The sequence below is a fragment of the Enterocloster bolteae genome (assembly GCF_002234575.2).
In the GTDB taxonomy this organism is placed as follows: Bacteria; Bacillota; Clostridia; order Lachnospirales; family Lachnospiraceae; genus Enterocloster; species Enterocloster bolteae.
In genome coordinates this window covers 5955019-5974381 of sequence record NZ_CP022464.2, presented here as the reverse complement: position 1 = coordinate 5974381, position 19363 = coordinate 5955019, and the positions used below count along the sequence as shown (strand labels likewise).

General features: G+C 45.3%; 23 protein-coding genes and 1 pseudogene. 22 read left to right on the top strand and 2 right to left on the bottom strand.

Annotated elements, in window-relative coordinates; all coding sequences use genetic code 11:
• Positions 1-11: 11 nt before the first annotated feature.
• From CGC65_RS27715 to CGC65_RS27640, 18 genes are all read left to right on the top strand, one after another.
• Positions 12-383, top strand: coding sequence for a head-tail connector protein (locus tag CGC65_RS27715; RefSeq protein WP_002566827.1), 372 nt, complete (start codon positions 12-14; stop codon positions 381-383).
• A gap of 1 nt (position 384) precedes the next feature.
• Positions 385-765, top strand: a complete 381-nt coding sequence (locus CGC65_RS27710) for a DUF6751 family protein (protein WP_002566826.1) — start codon at positions 385-387, stop codon at positions 763-765.
• An 11-nt stretch (positions 766-776) separates the two neighbouring features.
• On the top strand, positions 777-1202 hold the full coding sequence (locus tag CGC65_RS27705) for a minor capsid protein (RefSeq protein ID WP_002566825.1): 426 nt from the start codon (positions 777-779) through the stop codon (positions 1200-1202).
• A complete protein-coding gene (locus CGC65_RS27700) occupies positions 1199-1648 on the top strand; it encodes a hypothetical protein (protein ID WP_002566824.1) in 450 nt (149 codons plus the stop codon). Before CGC65_RS27705 ends, CGC65_RS27700 begins: the two co-directional genes overlap by 4 nt.
• A gap of 2 nt (positions 1649-1650) precedes the next feature.
• Entirely contained in the window at positions 1651-2187 is a 537-nt protein-coding gene (locus CGC65_RS27695; RefSeq protein ID WP_002566823.1) for a hypothetical protein, read from the top strand.
• Positions 2188-2245: 58 nt separating this feature from the next.
• Positions 2246-2695 carry a hypothetical protein gene (locus CGC65_RS27690; RefSeq protein ID WP_002566822.1) on the top strand — a complete coding sequence of 150 codons (450 nt, stop codon included), beginning with the start codon at positions 2246-2248 and terminating at the stop codon, positions 2693-2695.
• Positions 2692-3255 carry a Gp15 family bacteriophage protein gene (locus CGC65_RS27685; protein WP_002566821.1) on the top strand — a complete coding sequence of 188 codons (564 nt, stop codon included), beginning with the start codon at positions 2692-2694 and terminating at the stop codon, positions 3253-3255. The genes CGC65_RS27690 and CGC65_RS27685 overlap by 4 nt, the downstream gene beginning before the upstream one ends.
• A gap of 48 nt (positions 3256-3303) precedes the next feature.
• Positions 3304-7137 carry an AAA family ATPase gene (locus tag CGC65_RS27680; RefSeq protein WP_002566820.1) on the top strand — a complete coding sequence of 1278 codons (3834 nt, stop codon included), beginning with the start codon at positions 3304-3306 and terminating at the stop codon, positions 7135-7137.
• A gap of 1 nt (position 7138) precedes the next feature.
• On the top strand, positions 7139-7537 hold the full coding sequence (locus tag CGC65_RS27675; RefSeq protein ID WP_002566819.1) for a hypothetical protein: 399 nt from the start codon (positions 7139-7141) through the stop codon (positions 7535-7537).
• Between the two features lies 1 nt (position 7538).
• Complete coding sequence (locus CGC65_RS27670) at positions 7539-9635, top strand: hypothetical protein (RefSeq protein ID WP_002566818.1); 2097 nt, start codon at positions 7539-7541, stop codon at positions 9633-9635.
• Positions 9632-10057: a hypothetical protein gene (locus tag CGC65_RS27665; protein ID WP_002566817.1), complete on the top strand. Its 426-nt coding sequence runs from the start codon at positions 9632-9634 to the stop codon at positions 10055-10057. Before CGC65_RS27670 ends, CGC65_RS27665 begins: the two co-directional genes overlap by 4 nt.
• Positions 10048-10491 carry a hypothetical protein gene (locus tag CGC65_RS27660; protein ID WP_002566816.1) on the top strand — a complete coding sequence of 148 codons (444 nt, stop codon included), beginning with the start codon at positions 10048-10050 and terminating at the stop codon, positions 10489-10491. The genes CGC65_RS27665 and CGC65_RS27660 overlap by 10 nt, the downstream gene beginning before the upstream one ends.
• A gap of 6 nt (positions 10492-10497) precedes the next feature.
• The gene (locus CGC65_RS27655; RefSeq protein ID WP_002566815.1) at positions 10498-11211 is read left to right on the top strand and encodes a hypothetical protein; all 714 of its coding nucleotides are present in this window, start codon (positions 10498-10500) and stop codon (positions 11209-11211) included.
• Between the two features lie 18 nt (positions 11212-11229).
• Positions 11230-11574: a hypothetical protein gene (locus CGC65_RS27650; RefSeq protein WP_002566814.1), complete on the top strand. Its 345-nt coding sequence runs from the start codon at positions 11230-11232 to the stop codon at positions 11572-11574.
• Positions 11575-11577: 3 nt separating this feature from the next.
• The gene (locus tag CGC65_RS31125) at positions 11578-11691 is read left to right on the top strand and encodes a CD1375 family protein (RefSeq protein WP_002566813.1); all 114 of its coding nucleotides are present in this window, start codon (positions 11578-11580) and stop codon (positions 11689-11691) included.
• Positions 11684-11860, top strand: a complete 177-nt coding sequence (locus CGC65_RS32155; protein ID WP_002566812.1) for a CD1375 family protein — start codon at positions 11684-11686, stop codon at positions 11858-11860. The genes CGC65_RS31125 and CGC65_RS32155 overlap by 8 nt, the downstream gene beginning before the upstream one ends.
• Positions 11861-11869: 9 nt before the next feature.
• On the top strand, positions 11870-12298 hold the full coding sequence (locus CGC65_RS27645; RefSeq protein ID WP_002566811.1) for a phage holin family protein: 429 nt from the start codon (positions 11870-11872) through the stop codon (positions 12296-12298).
• An 86-nt stretch (positions 12299-12384) separates the two neighbouring features.
• Positions 12385-13158 (top strand): C40 family peptidase, encoded by a 774-nt coding sequence (locus CGC65_RS27640; RefSeq protein ID WP_002566810.1) that lies wholly within the window; start codon positions 12385-12387, stop codon positions 13156-13158.
• A gap of 73 nt (positions 13159-13231) precedes the next feature.
• Here CGC65_RS27640 and CGC65_RS27635 read toward each other — a convergent pair whose 3' ends face one another.
• On the bottom strand, positions 13232-14707 hold the full coding sequence (locus CGC65_RS27635; RefSeq protein ID WP_002566809.1) for a hypothetical protein: 1476 nt from the start codon (positions 14705-14707) through the stop codon (positions 13232-13234).
• Between the two features lie 612 nt (positions 14708-15319).
• Between CGC65_RS27635 and CGC65_RS31475 the strand changes: the two genes are divergently transcribed.
• The 4 genes from CGC65_RS31475 (at position 15320) to CGC65_RS27615 (ending at position 18509) form a co-directional block, all read left to right on the top strand.
• Complete coding sequence (locus CGC65_RS31475) at positions 15320-15937, top strand: hypothetical protein (RefSeq protein WP_002566808.1); 618 nt, start codon at positions 15320-15322, stop codon at positions 15935-15937.
• Positions 15938-15964: 27 nt separating this feature from the next.
• Complete coding sequence (locus tag CGC65_RS27625; RefSeq protein WP_002566807.1) at positions 15965-16972, top strand: PDDEXK nuclease domain-containing protein; 1008 nt, start codon at positions 15965-15967, stop codon at positions 16970-16972.
• Between the two features lie 403 nt (positions 16973-17375).
• Positions 17376-17582 (top strand): hypothetical protein, encoded by a 207-nt coding sequence (locus tag CGC65_RS27620; protein WP_007035719.1) that lies wholly within the window; start codon positions 17376-17378, stop codon positions 17580-17582.
• A 399-nt stretch (positions 17583-17981) separates the two neighbouring features.
• Complete coding sequence (locus CGC65_RS27615; RefSeq protein WP_002566806.1) at positions 17982-18509, top strand: type II toxin-antitoxin system death-on-curing family toxin; 528 nt, start codon at positions 17982-17984, stop codon at positions 18507-18509.
• A gap of 115 nt (positions 18510-18624) precedes the next feature.
• Here CGC65_RS27615 and CGC65_RS27610 read toward each other — a convergent pair.
• Positions 18625-19285: pseudogene (locus CGC65_RS27610) on the bottom strand (IS110 family transposase); the annotation flags it as partial.
• Between the last annotated feature and the right edge of the window lie 78 nt (positions 19286-19363).

The window sequence follows — 19363 nt, the reverse complement described above, 5'->3', positions numbered from 1 at the left end:
GGCTGGGCGCGATGCGGGCATACACTGACGAAACGTACTATATCAACGATTACCTGAAGGGGAGGAAGCCGGTCATCACAGCTGGCTTCCTTTTTTACGCACGTTCTGCCAGCCAGGTCATTGACCGGTATACATTCAACCGCTTGAAAGGTGTGTCAGATGTTCCCGAGGAAGTACAGATGTGCTGCTGTGAACTGTCGGAATCCGAATACCATAGGGAGAAGCAGCAGAAGGAATCCGGAGGGAAGACGTCGGAGAAGATTGGCACATATTCAGTCGGTTTTGCCAGTGCCCAGGAATCTGCTACGGCAATCAGCAGGGAACAGCGCAGCATTGTTATGAAATGGCTGGCTCATACCGGTCTGTGTTATCAGGGGGTGTGATATGTATATCAATGCGGATGTAACGCTGTACTTGTACAGCAAGAATGGGAAGACTGAGATGTACACCAGGATACCCATAGAGGGTGTGTACTGGGAGGACGTGAGGCAGTCCACCTATCTTAAGACTGGCCAGCGGGAGGGCACATCTGTCCTTCTGGTCATCCCTATGGAAAGCCTGGCTGGGACCATAAAACTGACCCAGGGCAAGGACCTGGCTGTCAAGGGTATCATTGAGGATGAGGTAGACTGCAGCAGCCAGGAGGCCATGTCAAAGTCCCTGGCGGCCCTTAAGACGGCCCATAGATTCCTGACGGTGACCACAGTAGATGAAAGGCTGTATGGCAGCGAGTCAGTACAACATTATGAGTTGGCCTGCAAGTAGGAGGTAAGACTGTGAAGGTGGAGCTTAAGATGCTGCCTTCTGAGGCTGTGTTGCAGAACCATGGACTGCAGGAAGGCGGATCAGTACAGAAACTGGTGGACAATGAAACTATGCGGTATATGAGCGCTTACATGCCGCGCAGGCAGGCGGGGGAACTGGAGCATATGATGGTCATGGCCACGGTGATTGGATCCGGCCAGATTGACATACCTGGACCATATGCCAATTATCTGCATGAGGGTATCCTGTATGTATCCCCGACAACGGGCAGCGCCTGGGCAAAGAAAAACGAGATAAAAGTCCCCACAGACCGGGAGTTGACTTATGCTGGCGCTCCCATGCGTGGTAAAAAGTGGTTTGAGCGGATGAAGGCAGACCACAAGGACGACATACTACAGGCGGCCCAGGCCCTGGTAAATAGAGGAGGGAAGGTATGACAATCATAGATTTTATGCGCCAGAAACTGACGGAGTATCCCAAAATATCGGAGTTTCTGGTTGACGGAGATATCCATGTGGATTTCACGGAGCCAGGCTCCAGTTATGGCCTGTCCAGCACTGGGGACAGCCTGGTCAAGGAGGACATGCTGGGGAACCAGACGCGGCGCCACAACTTTGCTATGTATGCAGTGGCCCCATCCTTCACGGATTACTGCCGGCTGGCCAACAGCAATTTCCTTCTGGAACTGGGATACTGGCTGGAACAGCTGCCGGAGGAGGATGGGCTTAGTGCCAATATTGGCAACCAGGAGATGGAGGCCAGGTTTATAAAAGCCATCACATCCAATGCAATGGCCATGCAGCCCATGGGTGAGACTGTTAATGATGGAATCCTGTACCAGATACAAATACAGGTGACCTACCAAATAGAAAGCGAGGAATAACCATGCGTAAAATGAACTTACAGCTGTTTGCGGAATCAATTCCCGCAGCAGGAAAAATCAAAAGAAAGTGGATGGCACACTATATTGATGCAGCCCTCCCATCTGCCAGCAAGGCTGAATACAGCCGCCTGGGCAAGGACCTGGAAGAGTACATTGTCGAAATGAACGCCAATGTGGAAACCAAAAATAATATATGGGGAGAGACATCCGTCAACCTGGACAGCTATCAGCCCCAGGCATCCGCTGACCCGTACTATGCTGAGATTGGAGAGCCGTTGTTTGACCGTCTGCAGGACATTGTGGATGAAAGACAGACCCTGGATGACCTTAAGACCAGTGTGGTGGAAGTACATCTGTGGGAACCAGTTGAAGCAGCGGATGGCACCTATGTGGCCTATAAGGAAGATGCAATCATTGAGGTATCCAGCTATGGTGGAGATACCACTGGGTACCAGATTCCGTTTAATGTGCACCATACTGGAAACAGGGTTAAGGGTAAGTTTGTACTTGCTACAAAGACATTTACAGCAGATACATGAAGAACGGAGCCGGCGGCGGCTGTGCCGCTGGCAGAAGTCAAAGAGGAGGTAAAACAAGATGGCAAAAAAAATGAAGAGCCTGTTGTTTGATGATGGCTATGAGAGCTTCGCGGTAAATGACGACCCGACGCGGATTATCCGGTTCAACCCGGCGGACCCGGAAATCATCAACCGTGTGCTGGATGTACAGAGACATTTTAAGGATTACAGTCCCCCAGAGGGGATTGAACTGAATCCAGATGGAACCCCTAAAAGCGATATGGAAAGGGACGGCGCATACGTGGCTGAGTTTTCCGGAGAAATGCGTAAGGCGTTCAATGGCATCTTTCTGTCGGATGTATATGACACGATATTTGCCGGTCAGTCCCCGCTCTGTATTGTTGGCCAGAAATACCTGTATGAAGGGGTGCTGGAGGGCCTGCTTGTGCTGATGAAGCCTGCTGTCGAGGAGTATGCCAGGAAGAACCGGGAAAAGTCCAGGAAGTATCTGGAGGATATAGGGAAATGATTGGCCAGCTGCCAACCAGCCTTGACGTGGGCGGGGTAAGCTATCCCATTGAAACCGATTACCGGAACATACTGGTTTTCCTGGCGGCCTGTTCCGACCCGGAGCTTTCACCTGCAGAAAAACTGGAAATCTTGATGAAGCGACTATACCGGGATGGTTTTAGCCAGATACCGCAGGAACATTTGGAGGAGGCTATCCTACAGGCCAAGTGGTTTGTGGACTGCGGCCAGGAGGATGACGATAAGAAGCCGGCCAGGAAGGTGATGGACTGGGAGCAGGACGAACCCATTTTGTTCCCTGCCATCAACAAAGTGGCCGGAATGGAGACCAGAGCAACCCAATATATACACTGGTGGACATTTTCGGGATATTTTATGGAGATTGAGGAAGGGACATTTTCCACAATTTTAGGAATCCGTCAGAAGAAGGCAAAGGGAAAGAAGCTGGAGAAGTGGGAGCAGGAGTTTTACCGGAATAACCGCAGACTCTGTGATATCAGGAAACGGTATACCGAGGAGGAGCAGGCGGAGATTGATTACTGGAATAATTTATTAGGTTAGGACGCTGTATGGGCGTCTTATTTTTATGCCTGTACAGGAGGTGATGGTATGGCAGCAGATGGAAGCCTGAAATTTGATACAAAAATTAACGTAGAAGGATTTGAAGAAGGAATATCCACATTGTCAAAAGCAATGGACAGGCTGACGGGCGCAGTAAACCGTCTATCATCTAACATCTTGAGCCGGTTCAATGGAGCAGGACAGGCGATAACAAAAACTGCCCAGAGTGCGGGAGAGGCATCGGATGCAGTTGAATCCATTGGGGAATCCGCTGACGGGTCATTGAAGGACGTGAAACGTCTGCAGGAGCAGATGGACGCCATTCGTGTCCAGGCTATGGAGGCCGCTGATACAGAACCTGTGGAAGCTGTGGCTGTATCAACAAACCCGGAATCACTTAATTACGACCCAAAGGCTATGGCTGCAGTCTTTGGAGAGGAAGCGGCTGAAATACATAATTATGCGGAGGCAGTTGAGCAGTATGGTGAACAGGGGGCCGCTGCTTTGAACAAGATGGACCTGGAAGCCCAGGAACTGAAACAGCAGATAGAGCAACTCCATGTGCAAGATATTGAAGCAGTAGAGACCACCCCAATAGAAGCGTATGCAGTTCCTAACAGTGCCGAATCAATGGGGTATGATCCTAAAGCTATGGCAGCTGTATTTGGGGAGGCGGCGGCAGAAATCCACAACTGGTCCGAGGCAGTCCAGGAATATGGTTCCCAGGCAGGCGCGGCACTTAATGGCGATGAAATCGAGCAGGAAGCCGGGGTGGCTAATGAGAAAATCGTAGAATTAAGTAAGCGCCTACAAGAATTAAAAGAACGACAGAAGGAGTTGCAATCAGAGGGTATCGGCCTGGGGCATGTGGAGTATGACAGTAATGCTGCTGAAATTGCTCAGATTAATTCGGTATTAAAAGACTATCAGAAATCACTGACAGATACCGGACGTGAAACAAGAAAGTTTTCCAAAACAACGCAATCCGCATTTTTAAAAGCTGCAAGCGCGGTTGGTAACTTTGCAAAAAGTATTGGTCGAGGTCTGGCCAATAAGGCTAAACAGGCAGTATCCAGCTTGAAAGGACTGGGGAAGTCTTCCAATAACGTCAGCAAGAGCATTCTGAAGCTGTCTAATATGTTCAAGCTCATGCTCATCCGCATGGCCATGAGGGCGGCCATCCAAGGCGTTAGGGAAGGTATGCAGAACCTGGTGCAGTATTCGGACCGTGCAAACCAGTCTATGTCTGGTCTGATGACCAACATGACCTACCTTAAAAATAGTTTTGCGGCGGCGTTCGCACCCATTCTGTCCTATGTGGCTCCGGTACTTAATACTTTGATTAATCTCCTGGCAACGGCAGTGGGATATATCAACCAGTTTTTTTCTGCGCTGGGAGGCGGGAGCACATACATCCGGGCAAAAAAGGCCAATGAAGATTATGCGGCCAGTCTTAAAAAAACAGGAGGAGCTGCAAGCAAGGCCGGCAAGGATGCAAAAAAGGCACTCGCTCCATTTGATGACCTTGTACAGATACAACAGCAGGGCGCGGATGCCTCCGGAGGCGGGGGCGGCGGTGCCAGCCCCTCAGACATGTTTGAAACTGTCGGTATAGACAAGGGAATCAGCGACTTTGCCAACAAGCTGAAAGAAATGTTTGCAGCTGGGGACTGGGAAGGAATTGGAAAACTCATTGGTGAGAAAATCAATGAGGCAGTACAGAAATTTACGGAATTTATCAGTTGGGATAATGTCGGGGCGCAGATAACGGCTTTCATAACGGCGTTTACGACCATGCTCAACAGCCTGGTTGCCACGATTGACTGGTATGCAATTGGTATTATGATGGGGACGGGAATTAATACCCTGGCCAATACTTTGTACTTGCTGCTGACACAAATTGATTGGCTCATGCTGGGAAATGCCCTGTCCCAGAGTCTTATGGGGATGGTTGATACCGTAGACTGGAATCTTGTGGGAGCAACCATTGGAGCATACTTCCAGGCGCAGATATCCGGCCTTTTGGGATTTATTATTGGCACGGACTGGGGAGCCATTGGAGCTGCCCTGGCCACATGCCTAATGGGCATTACAGGAGCAATTGACTGGGGACAGTTCGGTTATCTTATGGCGGCTGGGCTTAACGGCGCATTTGCTCTGCTCCTTGAATTCGCGTCCACGTTTGACTGGACAGAATTTGGCAATAACGTGGCAACGGGTATCAGCTCATTTTTCCAGACCTTCCAGTGGGCGCAGGCAGGTGAGGCCCTAAGCACATTTGTAATTGGAATCCTTGACTTCTTGATAACCGCAGTGCAACAGACAGACTGGGCATCTTTTGTGCAGGGCATTGTTGACTGTATTGAGGCGGTGGACTGGATTGGCCTTGCAGGGAAAATTTATACGCTGTTATATTCTGCGTTGGGTGTTGCTTTTGGAGCCTTGGCTAACTTTATCGGTACTCTGATAGCAGACGGATTTGCAAAAGCAAAGGACTATTTTAACGGAAAGATAGAGGAATGTGGTGGTGATGTATGGGAGGGAATGCTAAAGGGGATTGTAGATGCTGCCAAGGGGGTAGTCTCCTGGATTAAGACCAACGTGGTGGATCCATTCATCAATGGCGTGAAGGCAGGTTTTGGAATCCACAGCCCGTCAACCGTCATGGCCGGTATGGGACAATACCTTTGGGAAGGTTTCTGTGAGGGCGTCAAGGAATTCTTTTCTGACCCAGGAGCATTCATTAAAGCCAACATCACAGACCCGTTCGTGAATGGCATCAAGAGCCTGCTGGGCATTCACAGTCCGTCAACCGTGCTGGCCAGCATCGGTTCTAATACCGTGGCCGGATTCAATCAGGGCGTTACCAATGAGCAGGCAGCTTCCCAGAGCGTGGTTCAGTCCTGGGCGTCGGGTGTGGCCAGCTGGTTCTCTAATAAGTTTGGTATCAGTACCGGAGACTCTACGGAGGCCAGGCAGTGGGCAACAAGCATCCTGTCCGGGTTTAACAATTCGGTCAGCAAGAACTATACGAAGTCCCAAACGGTCATGCAGACCTGGGCGGAGAATGTCCGGAAGTGGTTTGTGGGCGCGGATGAAGCCCAGGGAGTCAATGAACTGTCCTGGACAAAGTTTGCAGACCTTATTATCCAGGCATTCAAGGTCAAGATTGAAGGAAGTCACACGGAAACACAGGCACCAATGGAAGCCTGGGCTAAAAATGTGCGGGAGTGGTTCTGGGGAGACAGCAATCCTGAAGGGACCGGTGGCATGTATGCGGCCTTTTACAATATGGCCAGACGCATCAACGAAGGCTTCGCGAACGGAATATCTGACTTTGCGTACATGGCTAAGAACGCAATCCGCAAATGGGCTCGCGAGGCCATGGAAGCAGCGGAAGAAGAATTTGATATCAACTCTCCGTCCAGGGAGTTTTACAGCATAGCAGAGTACGTTGTGCGTGGATTTAACGATGGCATCAGTGCTATGGCATCATCATCCCGAAGCACGGTTCAGAAATGGCTGGATGGCGTCCTGGACGTGTTTGACGGTGTAAATGTGCAGCTGCCAATCGGTATTAATATCCCGAATGCAGCATCATACCTGCCCAGGATGGCCAGTGGAACCATTGTGCCACCAAGAGCTGGGGAAATGTCCTCCAGCATGAGGAATATGGCAGGTTATGGCCAGGAGGAAGCTATGGGCTACCTGATAGGCAAGATGGAAGAAATGATAAGCCGCCTGCAGGCGGAAGGGAATAAGCCAGTACAGATTGTCCTGAATCTGACCGGGAACCTGGCTGCACTGGCCCGGGTGCTGAAACCGGAACTGGACAAAGAGGCTGCGCGCAAAGGTGTAAGCCTGGTAATTGTAGGAGGCTAATATGGACAGTGTATTTTTGCTGGATGGAAAGGTGTACAACGTTGAGGTAGAGAAGGATTCTCTGGAACGCAGTTTTGCGGTGACTGATACGGAACAGTCCGGACGTACCTTAGACTATGCCATGGACCGGGATATCATAGGGACTTTCTACAACTACACGATGAAGGTATACCCTAAGACGGAAGACCTGGCAGCGTATGATGCGTTCTATGATGCCGTTTCGGATCCGAATTATGCGAGTCATGAGATGACCTTCCCCTATGGTCAGGAGACATTGACCTTCCAAGCCTATATCACCCAGGGGAAGGATAAGCTTAGAATAAGGCGAGGTAAAAATATTTGGGGATTGGATGGCCTGTCCCTCAATTTCACAGCCATGGAACCACAGAGGAGGCGGTAAGATGGAGTGGGACATAAGGGTAGGGACCAACGGACAACAGCCGTACTCATCCGTGGATGACCTGACCAGTTTTGAACAGAACTTACCGCCCTATGCCTACTGCCTACCCCGGTATGCGAGGCTGGACGGGACCTATGCGAATACCCCGAATGCAATCCCGATTGGTAAGAATGGGTACATCAGCACGGCCTTGAGTGACCAGGATGGGGCCTTTGGGGTACCGCCAATGATAACAGTCACCTTTGACCGGCTTAAGACCAGCAATGGCGTGTCCATGGTTTTTAACAGAGTATCCGGGGATTATGCCAGCAGGCTTAAAATCTCCTGGTACAAGGATGCGGAACTGGTCCAGGAGCAGGAGTTTGAACCGGATGGGGTGGAGTACTTCTGCCGGGCCAAGGTGCCGCTGTTTAATCAGCTGGTCATCACGTACCTTGAGACCAGCCGGCCATACCGTTACCTGTGGCTGTCCGTACTGAAGAACCAGAGGATGACGGATGCGGGTGGGCTTAAGATTGTCTACGATGACATTGCCCTGGGGGCCTCAGAGGACAATACGGCGGCTTCGGGCGATCATGATTACTATGTTGACCTCCAGGACCTGAAATCGGGGGTAGAGTTCCCGGATTATGCCATGTGTCTGCCCAGGTACGCGAGGATGGATGGCAACTACAACAATGCTCCGGACGAGCTGGCTGACATGGGGTATGTGAGTGACAGCATATCCGACGAAGGCGGAACATTTGGAAACCCGCCTTCAATCACATTCACATTCGGTCAAACTTATTCCAGTGTGGGGATAACACTGAGGTTCAACGATTATTCGGGGGACTACTGTAGTATGGTCAATATTAAATGGTATCGCGGGGATGAACTGTTATCAGATCGGGATTATTCCCCGGACAGTCCGGACTACTTCTGCTATGGCATAGTGGATTATTATAACCGGGTGGTCGTTACCTTCCTGAGGACCAGCAAGCCGTACCGCAACGTATTCCTGACAGGGATAACCTGGGGACTCATCCGTGTGTTTAAGGATGATGAAATAGAGGATATCAGCTGCCTGATGGAGCTGAGCCCTATATCCGAAGAGGTAAGCATCAATACGATGGACTATACAATCCGAAGCAAGTCTGATTATGCGTTTGAATTTCAGAAGCGGCAGAAACAGACGCTGTATTTTGACGAGGCAATACTGGGGATTTTTTATCTGAAGGATGGGAAGCAGCTGGGAGCGAAACGGTATTCGGTGGAGACACAGGACGCAGTGGGAATCCTGGATAACAACCAGTTCATGGGCGGAGTGTACAACAATGCTTTGGTATCAGACATCCTGGCCGGTATTATGGCCGGAGAAGGTATCACATACTTTTTAGATGATGTTTATGTAGATGCGCGGGTGAGTGGGTACCTGCCAATATGTACGAAACGTGTAGCACTGCAGCAGCTGGCCTTTGCCATTGGCGCCCTGGTAGACACCAGTTACGACCGGCAGCTGTACATATACCCACAACAGACCGAGGTCACCAGCGAGTTCACGGCCAAAGATATCCGGTTGGGGTTAAGTGTGGAACACAGTGACATCATAACCGGCATCCGGCTGTATGTACATAGCTATACCCAGGGGATGGAATCCGCGCAGTTGTATAAGGGGGTACTGGATGACACTACGAAGATAGAGTTTTCAGAGCCTTACCACAGTCTGTCCATTACTGGAGGAATCCTTGGGGAGCATGGAGACAATTATGCCTGCATAACCGGCACAGGCAATGAAGTGGTACTGACCGGGCTTAAGTACAATCATAGCACGGCCATGCTGCTGAAAGAGGAACCAAAGATTACGCAGAATAAAAACATTGCCGAAGTCAAGGAGGCCACACTGGTGACAGCCGGAAATGCGCAGGCGGTGCTTGACCGGGTATATGGATACTACAGCAATAATGAAAGTATCAGTTTCCGCTCCACTATCAATGACCAGGAGCTGGGAAACCGTGTGAATGTATTTACCGGTTTCCGGGGGACAATGACGGGCAATATCACGAAGCTGGATTTTAAGTTTAGTAGGCGTAAGGTAACGGCGGAGGTGACGGTAAGATGAGTACGGTATTGGAAACGCTGATAACGGATAGGACGGCCGCAGACCTGGCCAATGACACAGATAGGGCATATATAGCCTATACAGACTTAAACCGTGTGGAAGAGGCCTGTGCGCTGTTGGCGGGGCGTCTGGGGGTGACCATACAGACCAAGGCATGGAAGATGGAGGACTTCCGGACGGATACGGAGATGTCCAGGCTGCTGAATAACATTAAAACGCTTCGGGCTGCCTATTATACGAAGGCCAGTACTCCGGCCATCCCCGCAAAAATAACATATGAAAGCATTTACCAGGCAAATGATATCGAACAGATACTTAAGGACCTGGGAGATATGTATGACAGCATGGTGAGTGGACAGCAGCGTTTGGCGTTTAGGCTGGGCATGAGGGCAATAGGAAACAGGAGGCAAGAATGGCATTAAAGACAGATTACAAGGCAGATGTGTTTGAGGGCAACCGAAAGTATCAGATAATCCAGGATGGGGAAGGAAAATCAGAAATACTGGACGTGACAGAATATAGCCAGGAAGGTGATGTGTTTGGTCCAAAGGACATTAACGCTACGAATAAGGCAGTGAATGCCCTGAACCATGTTGTACCCGTCACACTTCAAGCATCCGGGTGGAGCACTGCGGCCCCATATACCCAGACTGTGCCGATAGAGGGGCTGACAACGGAGGACAACCCCATACTGGTAAAGGTGATTGCAGACGGGGCGACGCCGGAACAGGTGAAAGCGTATAACAAGGCATTTGGGATGATTGACGATGGGGACACGGCAGATGGCCAGGCAACATTTAAATGTTACAATAAGAAGCCCACGATTGACCTGACCGTGGGATTGAAAGGGGTGTAGAAACAGATGGGAAGGTTATGGATACCTGGAAGCGGTGGCGGAGCTGACCTGGATGTTATAACAGCAGCCGCGTCGGATGTACGCAAGGGAAAAGTGATTGTTGATAAAGACGGTAATCCGTTGACAGGAACTATGGCTGAAAAAGGGGCTGCAACCTACTACGGGCAAAACTATGACCAGGTGATAGCCGCCAACCAGTATCTGACCGGGAACCAGACAATCGTAGGTGATGGAAATTTACAGCCCTGGAATATAAAAAGAGGAGTGACCATCTTTGGACGTGCAGGCACATTTGAGGGATGGCTGGATCGGTACTATAATATATTTTTAGATGGGAATACTACTGGAATTAATTATAGTGGTTCATATACAAATTATGTTAATATTGGAAGTACCATATCTTTTGCAACAAACTCGGATCAACCATCTAGAAAAGGCGTGGCCTTCAATTCGCCTGTATCATTCAGTAGTTATGGAAAATTATATGTTAGGTATTCGTGTAATGTATCATTAACTGTCGGCGTAGTTAGACAGGGTGCTGATTACGGTAGCTGGGAAGTTTCGACTAGCAATAGTTATTCGATAGATTCCAATACCAGGGAAGTAGCTTTAGACATATTTGATATCGGAAGGCAGCCTACAGTATTTATCGGTACAAGTGGCTATTCTGGCGGATATAGCGCTACTATTTACCGAATTATATTAGGAAGACCTGTATAGGAAGGAGGAGCTGAACTTATGAAAGCATTAGTGATATACGACGTTACAGGCCGTATATGGTCAATTATTTATGGAGAAGAAACTTTACCACAGGGATTACGGTGCATGTGGGTGGATATTCCTGATGGAGCTCAGTTGAATTATATTGACGTGACAGATGCCAGTAATCCACAGCCTGTCTTTGCGTATCTGCCTGAGTCAGATATTGGACGTCTGCAGGAACAGGTGGTAAGTCTGGATAGTCAGCTTACAGAGGCACAGTTGGCGCTTACAGAACAGTATGAGGCCAATCTGGCACTGGCCGAAGAGGTAACCAATACCCAGCTGGCCCTGACAGAAATTTACGAGGGAATGGAGGTGTAAAGAATGGCAGACTATATGGCAATTGTATATGCGGACCTTATTCGCAAGGGCAAGAAAACGATTGAACAGGTCCCGGAGAAGTTAAGGGCGGAAGTCGAGGCGGTACTTAATGCTTAGACTGCTGCTCTTTTTATTATTGAGGAAGGAGGTAGATACCATGGCAGTCATTTATGCAACCCTGATTGTAAAGGGGAGGAAGACATTCAGGCAGGTCCCGGATAAAATTAAGGACCAGGTGCGCCAGGTACTGGTTGATCTGGAATGTGAAGAGCTAATTACAGAGTAGGTGAGGTATATGAAAATGAAGAAAGATATTATATGCGCCATTGCAGGTATGGCCGCAGCGGCGGGAGTAAAGCTTTTTGGCGGCTGGACCCCGACATTGAGTATCGTGCTCATACTTATGGGTCTGGACCTGTTGGCGGGATTCTTAGTGGCTGTGGTATTTAAAAAGTCACCAAAATCAGAGAGCGGTGCAGCTAGTTCAAACGCCATGCTTAAAGGGTTGTGCAAAAAATTTATGATGGTGTGCCTTCTGGCGGTAGCTCATCAGCTTGATGTGGCCTTGGGAGTAGATTATATTATGCTGGCAGCCACATATGGATTTATCGCGAATGAGTCGTTGTCTATTGTGGAGAATGCAGGACTCATGGGGATAGTGAAATCTGATGTGATAGTGAATGCCATTGAAGTGTTAAAGGGCAAATCGCAGAAAATAGAGTAGTTGCGATATCGCAACTTGTGACGTCACAACTTTTCATGGCTCAGGGATGCCCCTGGGCCTTATTTTTTTTGATGGAGGAAAACACTATGAGTAAAACAGCAGCAGGATTAATTCAGCACTGCAAGGACAAACTGGGCACACCCTACGTTTACGGTGCCAAAGGTGAGGTCCTTACCCAGGCCATCCTGGACCGCCTTGCCCGGGAGAACCCAGGCACATACACATCCACTTACAAGACCAAGGCGGCTAAGTACATAGGCCAGCGCTGTACGGACTGTTCCGGTCTCATCAGCTGGTATACAGGCGTTCTGCGTGGCAGCTACAACTATCATGATACGGCTGTGGAGCGGGTAGGCGTTGACCATCTGGACGAGTCTATGGTCGGCTGGGCGCTGTGGAAGCCGGGCCACATCGGGGTATACATAGGTGATGGTTGGTGTATTGAGGCTAAGGGTATCAACTATGGGACTATCAAGAGCCGTGTAGCAGCCACGCCCTGGCAGAAGGTGCTTAAACTGAGGGATATTGATTATACCCCGGTCCCAGTGACATACACCCAGGGTTTCCAGCCGGCCGCAGACGGCCAGCGCTGGTGGTATCAGTTTACAGACGGCAGCTATGCGGCCAATGGCTGGTACTGGCTCCGGGAGGCCACGGACGGTACCTGTGGCTGGTATCTGTTTGACAGCGAGGGCTACATGTTGACCGGCTACCAGGTGGACCCCGCCGGCGAGGCCTTCCTGCTCTGCCCGGTCAAGGGTAGCGACGAGGGCAAATGCATGATTACGGATGCCAGGGGAGCGCTGCGGATTGCGGAGGAGTACGATATGGTGAATAGAAGGTATGTGTTTGAGTGGTAAAAATACAAGCGACAGAATTTTTCTGCCGCAGTGGATTATTATGATGTAGCATGGATTTAATAACATCGTGAGTTTAACGAGTCAAATAGTTATATTCCACACAACCTTCGCCTGGATTATATCGGAATTCCACAACCGGATGCCCGAAATCCAGTTGTTCGTAATCATTTGTGAAAAACAAGTCTTTGTCTGTATAAAGTTTTGCATAGTACTGCATATATTCTTCAGAATTATTAATACAATGGTATTCAGGCATATAAATGTTAGTCCCATCATCGAAATTTTGTATCGCACCAGAGCTCATCAGATTGTTGAAGGCAATGTATCGTTCTGTCTGTACCTTTAGCATATTTCCAATTCCCGAGTTAAACGCTCCGGTAGCCAACGAAATGGCAAATACGCAACTGCATAAGAACATTCGGATTGTTCTTTTATAATGAAAAAGAGAACATATCCAAACTGCACATAATACACCTGCCAATACCATGAAAAACCAGGAGTAAAAGCTTGTTAAATATCCGAAGGTCTTTTCATTACACCAATTGATATATTTGCTGGTAACACACAATGGTAAATTGGGTAAGAACATACCCATAATACTAATGATTATAATCTTTAAATATTTACCTTTCCAAATAATTCTTTTGATAAAATACCCAAAAAGAAAAGTGGTTAATCCTGCGATTAAATATATATCATAGGAAGCTTGTAGGAAGAAAGTGATGAGTTCACCATTGTATATGGTATAGAGCATCGGTATCAAGGGAAATGCTGCGATAGAATACATAAAAAGACACCAAATGCTTCCTACAGGGTCGCCAAAGAAAAAAGAAGCACCATCATAAGTGATAGGATATATTTTCCTCCAAGCAAAATAGACAAATAAAAATACTAGAACCACACTGATGTGATAGGACATAGAGAGTAATGCTCTCTTCATATTTTTTTCATAAAAAAGGCTTATTATCACAAACAGTAAAATGTATGCAACAGCACTTTCATAAATTATTATACTGAACATATAGAATATGCTGCTCCATAATAACTTTTTCTTACATTGAGGTTTTTGTAGATATTGCAAATAAAAATAAATAGAGCATAGAATTAATCCAATAATAATCTGGTGCGAAAAAACATATGCAAGAAAGAGGCTGTGCCAATTAGATATAACAGCTAATCCCCAAAAAAGTGTTATGACAGTCTTTGCAATGTCTTTATCGATGAAATCACTAACAAGTCGATACAATACATATACATCAAACAGTATGGTACCATAAGAAAACAATTTATAAATCCACAGCTGGTCTGCCATCATAGGAATACCTAACATCAGGGTACTCATGAACTGTGTAATTCTTCCCGACTTTGTAAGATGGACCGCCCAGCGAAACAAATCACCATGACGAACAATTGTATAGGTTAAAATATCATCATCTACAGCAAAATAGACAGGATAGATTTTGATGAGAAAAAGCGTCATCAGGCTCCCTATTAAAAACCATTCCAAAAATGTGGTCTTTTTAATATCAATGTTTTTATTGCTGTTCAACTTTAACCTCCTAATAACTCTGTCAAAATAGTATATGCATTTATTTCTTGACGCCTGTTAGTTAGTTTACCACATTCTTGATTGGTTGGCTAGATATTACAAGGGTTCATAATTTTAGTAACAGTTTTGGTCAATGTTTTTATTATCATTGAGTGGTACTGGATGAATCGGGCCCGCCTATTTGGTAGGCAGTGACTACAATTTGCCTACCCTGTACAAGTTTTGGTAAATGATAGTATAGGTTTGTGTGTGCCAATATGTGAAAGTATTTCTCTTTATTCCCTTTAAATAAAGGTTGTTTTATGGTACTATGTGCAAAAATATGTTAGTATGTTTTTATGTGTTAACAAACGGTGCATGTTGAAACAGTGGCGTTGCTCGTGCGGAAACCTTGATTCTAGGCGAGTTTGCGGGATTATTTGGAGATAATGGAGTTGTGTTTTTGCGGATGGTGAGAATGATAAGTTTCCGCAGATAGGGGGACGGGGATAACGTCGGAGAGTTTGAAAATGAGGGGTTTGCTATGTGAATTGAACTATGTAGCAAAACCATACTACTGTAAAATAGTTAAATATTATGATAATTTTATAGGTTGGAATTTGAGGTGATAGAATGTTGGAGGCAATTACCTACCAGAATATGTTAAGAGATATTAACAGCAATGAAATTAAGGAAGATACTATTGGAATATTGATTACACGTCCCGATTTAGAAGTTGGGAAAAGTATTTTAAATAGCTTGAATTATTTTCATCATCTTAGTAGAAATAATACAAATTTTTATTTGCCTGGATATGGAGCATACTGGTATGAAAGTTATCCAGACGGACAAGTGGTAACCAAAATTGAGGGTGTTGACTGGTCTTTTAGCGATAAAATGTTTGTGTGTTTTATAAATGATTTAGAGACGTATAGTAAGTGGGAATATTCAGGTGAAAGTGAGTTGCTCATGTTGGAATATAAAGATGGCATACTGTCTTATGATAATATGATGCAATTCTATTTAGATAATATGATGCGGGATAGGGTTATCGTTTCAATTCCTTCATTTTTTCAACAGCTACTTAGAATCTGTAAAAATGATAAATCATTAAAAGATATTAGTAATGCATTTGGAAAGGATAAATTAATCCAAGTAACTAAAGAAAATATTTTAAATAATATTCCATCAAGTCTGGCAAATGTATTTGTACAGGAAAAATATTTCTGTATTCGAAATTGTGGTAAATGAGATGTAGGCAATTTTAGGAGGAATCAAATGGAACATCAATTTTATGAACAAATTAAAAGAATTCTTTCTGAAGCCAGAAACAAAGTATATCAAACAGCAAACTTTGCAATGGTGGAAGCATACTGGAATATAGGGAAAAGTATCGTGGAACAGCAGGATGGCTATGAAAAAGCAGAATATGGAAGTAGATTAATAGCGGAATTATCCAAACAGATGACTGTAGATTTTGGTAAAGGTTTTACACCGACTAATCTTAAATACATGAGACAGTTTTATCTGACATTTCCAAATAGTCACGCACTGCGTGACGAATTGAGTTGGACACATTATCGCCTACTCATGCGCGTGGAAAATGAAAATGCCCGTGAATTCTATACAGAAGAAGCAATAAAATCGAATTGGAGCACACGGCAGTTGGAAAGGCAAATTAATTCTTTTTTTTATGAAAGGCTGTTATCCAGCCAAAATAAAGAAACGGTTTCAGAAGAAATCCAGAAATTGGAGCCTGCAAAAGTACCAGAGGATATTATCCGCGATCCATATGTATTAGAGTTTCTGGGATTAAGTCCGAATGATGATTTTTATGAGAGCGACCTTGAAGAAGCATTGATAACACATTTACAGAAATTCCTCTTAGAGTTGGGGCGAGGGTTTTCTTTTGTTGCAAGACAAAAGCGGATTACATTTGATGGACGCCATTTTCGAATAGATCTTGTCTTTTATAATTACATTCTGAAATGCTTTGTATTAATTGATTTAAAAATTGGAGATTTGACACATCAGGATTTGGGGCAAATGCAGATGTATGTCCATTATTACGAACGTGAATTGATGAATGAGGGGGATAATCCACCGATAGGAATTGTACTTTGTGCGGATAAAAGTGAATCTGTAGTAAAGTATACATTGCCAGAAAATGAAACACAGATTTTTGCGTCAAAGTATAAGCTATACCTTCCAAGCGAAGAAGAACTGTCACAGGAATTGCAAAGAGAGTATAGAGCATTGGAATATGATAAAGAAAAATCAAAATAACTTTACTTAAAAAAAGTGTAATTTTTGTGGGAGGGTTATTGAAAGGGGTAAATTTATTCATAAAGGGGTGGTTTTCGTTCAAAAGGGGTAAAATTGACGAAGAAATTTACCCCATCATTATGTAATGGAAATACTTTTGCCATGTAGTATAAAATCTTCGTCCCACCGCATGTGGAAGATTGTTGCCAATTGTCGAAAATATGAAATAGGCTAATCAGTAGAAATGACAATTATAAAAAATAGTAAATGAAAACGTTTTCCAAACATAGGGAACAGGCATAGTTTTTTAGTTATAATTTATAAAATGATTAATGACGTTTTCTGATAAAAAAGACTATAAAATGTGATAGAATAAGTATAACGTAAAGCTAATAGATTAAAGCTTCCAAAAGTGATAGAAACTATGATTTATTTGGAGGCTGCGAATAGTTTTAATCAAGAAAATGAAAAAGAGGATAGACAAAGATGGATGTGGAGAGCTTACAATAATTCGAATAATTCTACAGCGATACAGAATATGATAAAGGATTGTATGGAAACAGAAGACATATTTAATATTGATTCGATTTGGCAAGTTGTAAATAAGAAATTTACAAATCAAGATAATTGAAAGAAGCGTTGTGTGTAATAGGGAATATGATGAAAATATCATAAAAGATAATGTGAAGAAAATAGATGCTTATGAAAAACAGTTGATAATTTGTTATGCTGAAAAAGGGAGATGCCAAATGTACCAACGATATTGATTCAAAAATGTTTTAGACATGCAAAATAATTAAGACAGGGTTGTTTAATGCATTAAGAAGGAAATTGTTTTATTTACAGATGGCAATGTTGCATTAGAAGTACCCATAACGCCGGAACAGGATACCGTTTGGTTAAACCGTAATCAGATGGCTGAATTATTTGAGCGTGATGTAAAAACGATTGGAAAACATGTTAACAATGCGCTGAAAGAGGAGTTGCAGGATCAGACCGCAACTATCAATTAAAAAAGGTGGTGCGGATTATGAAACGGACAGAAGAACAGTTGGATGCAAAACAGATTTTATCAGTGATTGAAAAATATAGCTTAGCTCTGGACTTGTTGGATGCATATGACCATCAAAATATGAAGAGGCCAGAAGGTGGGAATACTATTTATATACTCTCTTACCAAGAGTGTCGGAAAGTAATTGACAGTATGGGCTATGGAGAATCCAGTGATGTTTTCGGTAATGAGAAGGATGATTCTTTTAAGGGAAGTATTGGGGCGATTTACCAGACCTTTGCAGGCCAGGAAGTTTATCCGTCTTTGGAAGAAAAAGCAGCAAATTTGTTATACTTTATTACAAAAAATCATTCTTTTTCGGATGGGAATAAAAGGATTGCTGCTGCTATTTTCTTATATTTTATGGATAGAAATCAGGCGCTGTTTCTGGATGGTGAAAAGATAATTTCTGATCATACTTTGGTAGCTTTGACAATTATGATTGCGGAATCAAGGCCAGAGGAAAAAGAAATGATGATTAGTGTAATCATGAATTGTCTAAAGTGATTAAAAAGTGGGAGTGTCCGCATAAAATTTGATATTTTAGGGCATAACTTTTAAGCCGCCAGAACCGCCGGCTTTGAAAAAATGGGGTGGGTGGGGTTGTGTATAGAAACGGATGTTACTCTGCCTGCTCCAAGTTTCGCAGGCACTCTTTGACCTTGCCATAATAAATGCGGAGGAACTTATTCGCTGCGGCGGTCATGTAAGCATAGTAAGGCTTTCCTTGTACCCGCTTTTTATCAAGAAAACGATATACCGGATTGTCCTCAGGGGCATTCTGGAGCAGCGTTGTCATGATCTGAAATAAGGTCTTGCGCAGCCTGGCAGAGCCAACTTTTGAAGCCCTGTTGCTCTTGGACTTGTGCTGGCCGGGCTCATCCACGCCGGGGTCAACGCATGCAAAGGCGGTAAGTGCTTCCCTGTGGGTAAATCTGGAGACGTTCCACATGCCAGAATGAATAGGCATAGTCAACCCATTTTTCGCTTCCGTCCTCACGTGGCGGACTGTTAAAGAGTTTATTGACACCGGGATAAGTATTATCCAGTAATGCTATCAGGTTTGCTTTTGCGGCAACCGTTTGCTTCATAAAGAGGCTGAATTGAGAGTTTAAAGTTTTTAACTGAGTACGTGTATTGTCCATACCTGAATATTGGCGTAATTCTGTCCAGTTGTCAAGAGTATAGCGTGCAATCTTGCGGGCGTCTGCCGGGTCTGATTTGACCTTTTGCAAGGAGTTGTTGCCGAAGTTTTTGATCAGGTGGGGATTCATAACGGAAATGCTTTTGGCAACAATTTTGATGGATACATAGTGATAAGAGGCAACCAGGAATATGCGCGTTCCTTTGGAGTATAACTG

What these genes read in the sequence shown, in the direction of transcription:
- CGC65_RS27650 (WP_002566814.1), top strand. Translation starts at nt 11,230, where the DNA reads ATGAAAGCATTAGTGATATACGACGTTACAGGCCGTATATGGTCAATT.
- CGC65_RS27660 (WP_002566816.1), top strand. Translation starts at nt 10,048, where the DNA reads ATGGCATTAAAGACAGATTACAAGGCAGATGTGTTTGAGGGCAACCGA.
- CGC65_RS27695 (WP_002566823.1), top strand. Translation starts at nt 1,651, where the DNA reads ATGCGTAAAATGAACTTACAGCTGTTTGCGGAATCAATTCCCGCAGCA.
- CGC65_RS27615 (WP_002566806.1), top strand. Translation starts at nt 17,982, where the DNA reads ATGAAACGGACAGAAGAACAGTTGGATGCAAAACAGATTTTATCAGTG.
- CGC65_RS31125 (WP_002566813.1), top strand. Translation starts at nt 11,578, where the DNA reads ATGGCAGACTATATGGCAATTGTATATGCGGACCTTATTCGCAAGGGC.
- CGC65_RS27680 (WP_002566820.1), top strand. Translation starts at nt 3,304, where the DNA reads ATGGCAGCAGATGGAAGCCTGAAATTTGATACAAAAATTAACGTAGAA.
- CGC65_RS27655 (WP_002566815.1), top strand. Translation starts at nt 10,498, where the DNA reads ATGGGAAGGTTATGGATACCTGGAAGCGGTGGCGGAGCTGACCTGGAT.
- CGC65_RS31475 (WP_002566808.1), top strand. Translation starts at nt 15,320, where the DNA reads ATGTTGGAGGCAATTACCTACCAGAATATGTTAAGAGATATTAACAGC.
- CGC65_RS27710 (WP_002566826.1), top strand. Translation starts at nt 385, where the DNA reads ATGTATATCAATGCGGATGTAACGCTGTACTTGTACAGCAAGAATGGG.
- CGC65_RS27640 (WP_002566810.1), top strand. Translation starts at nt 12,385, where the DNA reads ATGAGTAAAACAGCAGCAGGATTAATTCAGCACTGCAAGGACAAACTG.
- CGC65_RS27665 (WP_002566817.1), top strand. Translation starts at nt 9,632, where the DNA reads ATGAGTACGGTATTGGAAACGCTGATAACGGATAGGACGGCCGCAGAC.
- CGC65_RS27715 (WP_002566827.1), top strand. Translation starts at nt 12, where the DNA reads ATGCGGGCATACACTGACGAAACGTACTATATCAACGATTACCTGAAG.
- CGC65_RS27700 (WP_002566824.1), top strand. Translation starts at nt 1,199, where the DNA reads ATGACAATCATAGATTTTATGCGCCAGAAACTGACGGAGTATCCCAAA.
- CGC65_RS27625 (WP_002566807.1), top strand. Translation starts at nt 15,965, where the DNA reads ATGGAACATCAATTTTATGAACAAATTAAAAGAATTCTTTCTGAAGCC.
- CGC65_RS27675 (WP_002566819.1), top strand. Translation starts at nt 7,139, where the DNA reads ATGGACAGTGTATTTTTGCTGGATGGAAAGGTGTACAACGTTGAGGTA.
- CGC65_RS27685 (WP_002566821.1), top strand. Translation starts at nt 2,692, where the DNA reads ATGATTGGCCAGCTGCCAACCAGCCTTGACGTGGGCGGGGTAAGCTAT.
- CGC65_RS27670 (WP_002566818.1), top strand. Translation starts at nt 7,539, where the DNA reads ATGGAGTGGGACATAAGGGTAGGGACCAACGGACAACAGCCGTACTCA.
- CGC65_RS27645 (WP_002566811.1), top strand. Translation starts at nt 11,870, where the DNA reads ATGAAAATGAAGAAAGATATTATATGCGCCATTGCAGGTATGGCCGCA.
- CGC65_RS27620 (WP_007035719.1), top strand. Translation starts at nt 17,376, where the DNA reads ATGATTTATTTGGAGGCTGCGAATAGTTTTAATCAAGAAAATGAAAAA.
- CGC65_RS32155 (WP_002566812.1), top strand. Translation starts at nt 11,684, where the DNA reads ATGCTTAGACTGCTGCTCTTTTTATTATTGAGGAAGGAGGTAGATACC.
- CGC65_RS27690 (WP_002566822.1), top strand. Translation starts at nt 2,246, where the DNA reads ATGGCAAAAAAAATGAAGAGCCTGTTGTTTGATGATGGCTATGAGAGC.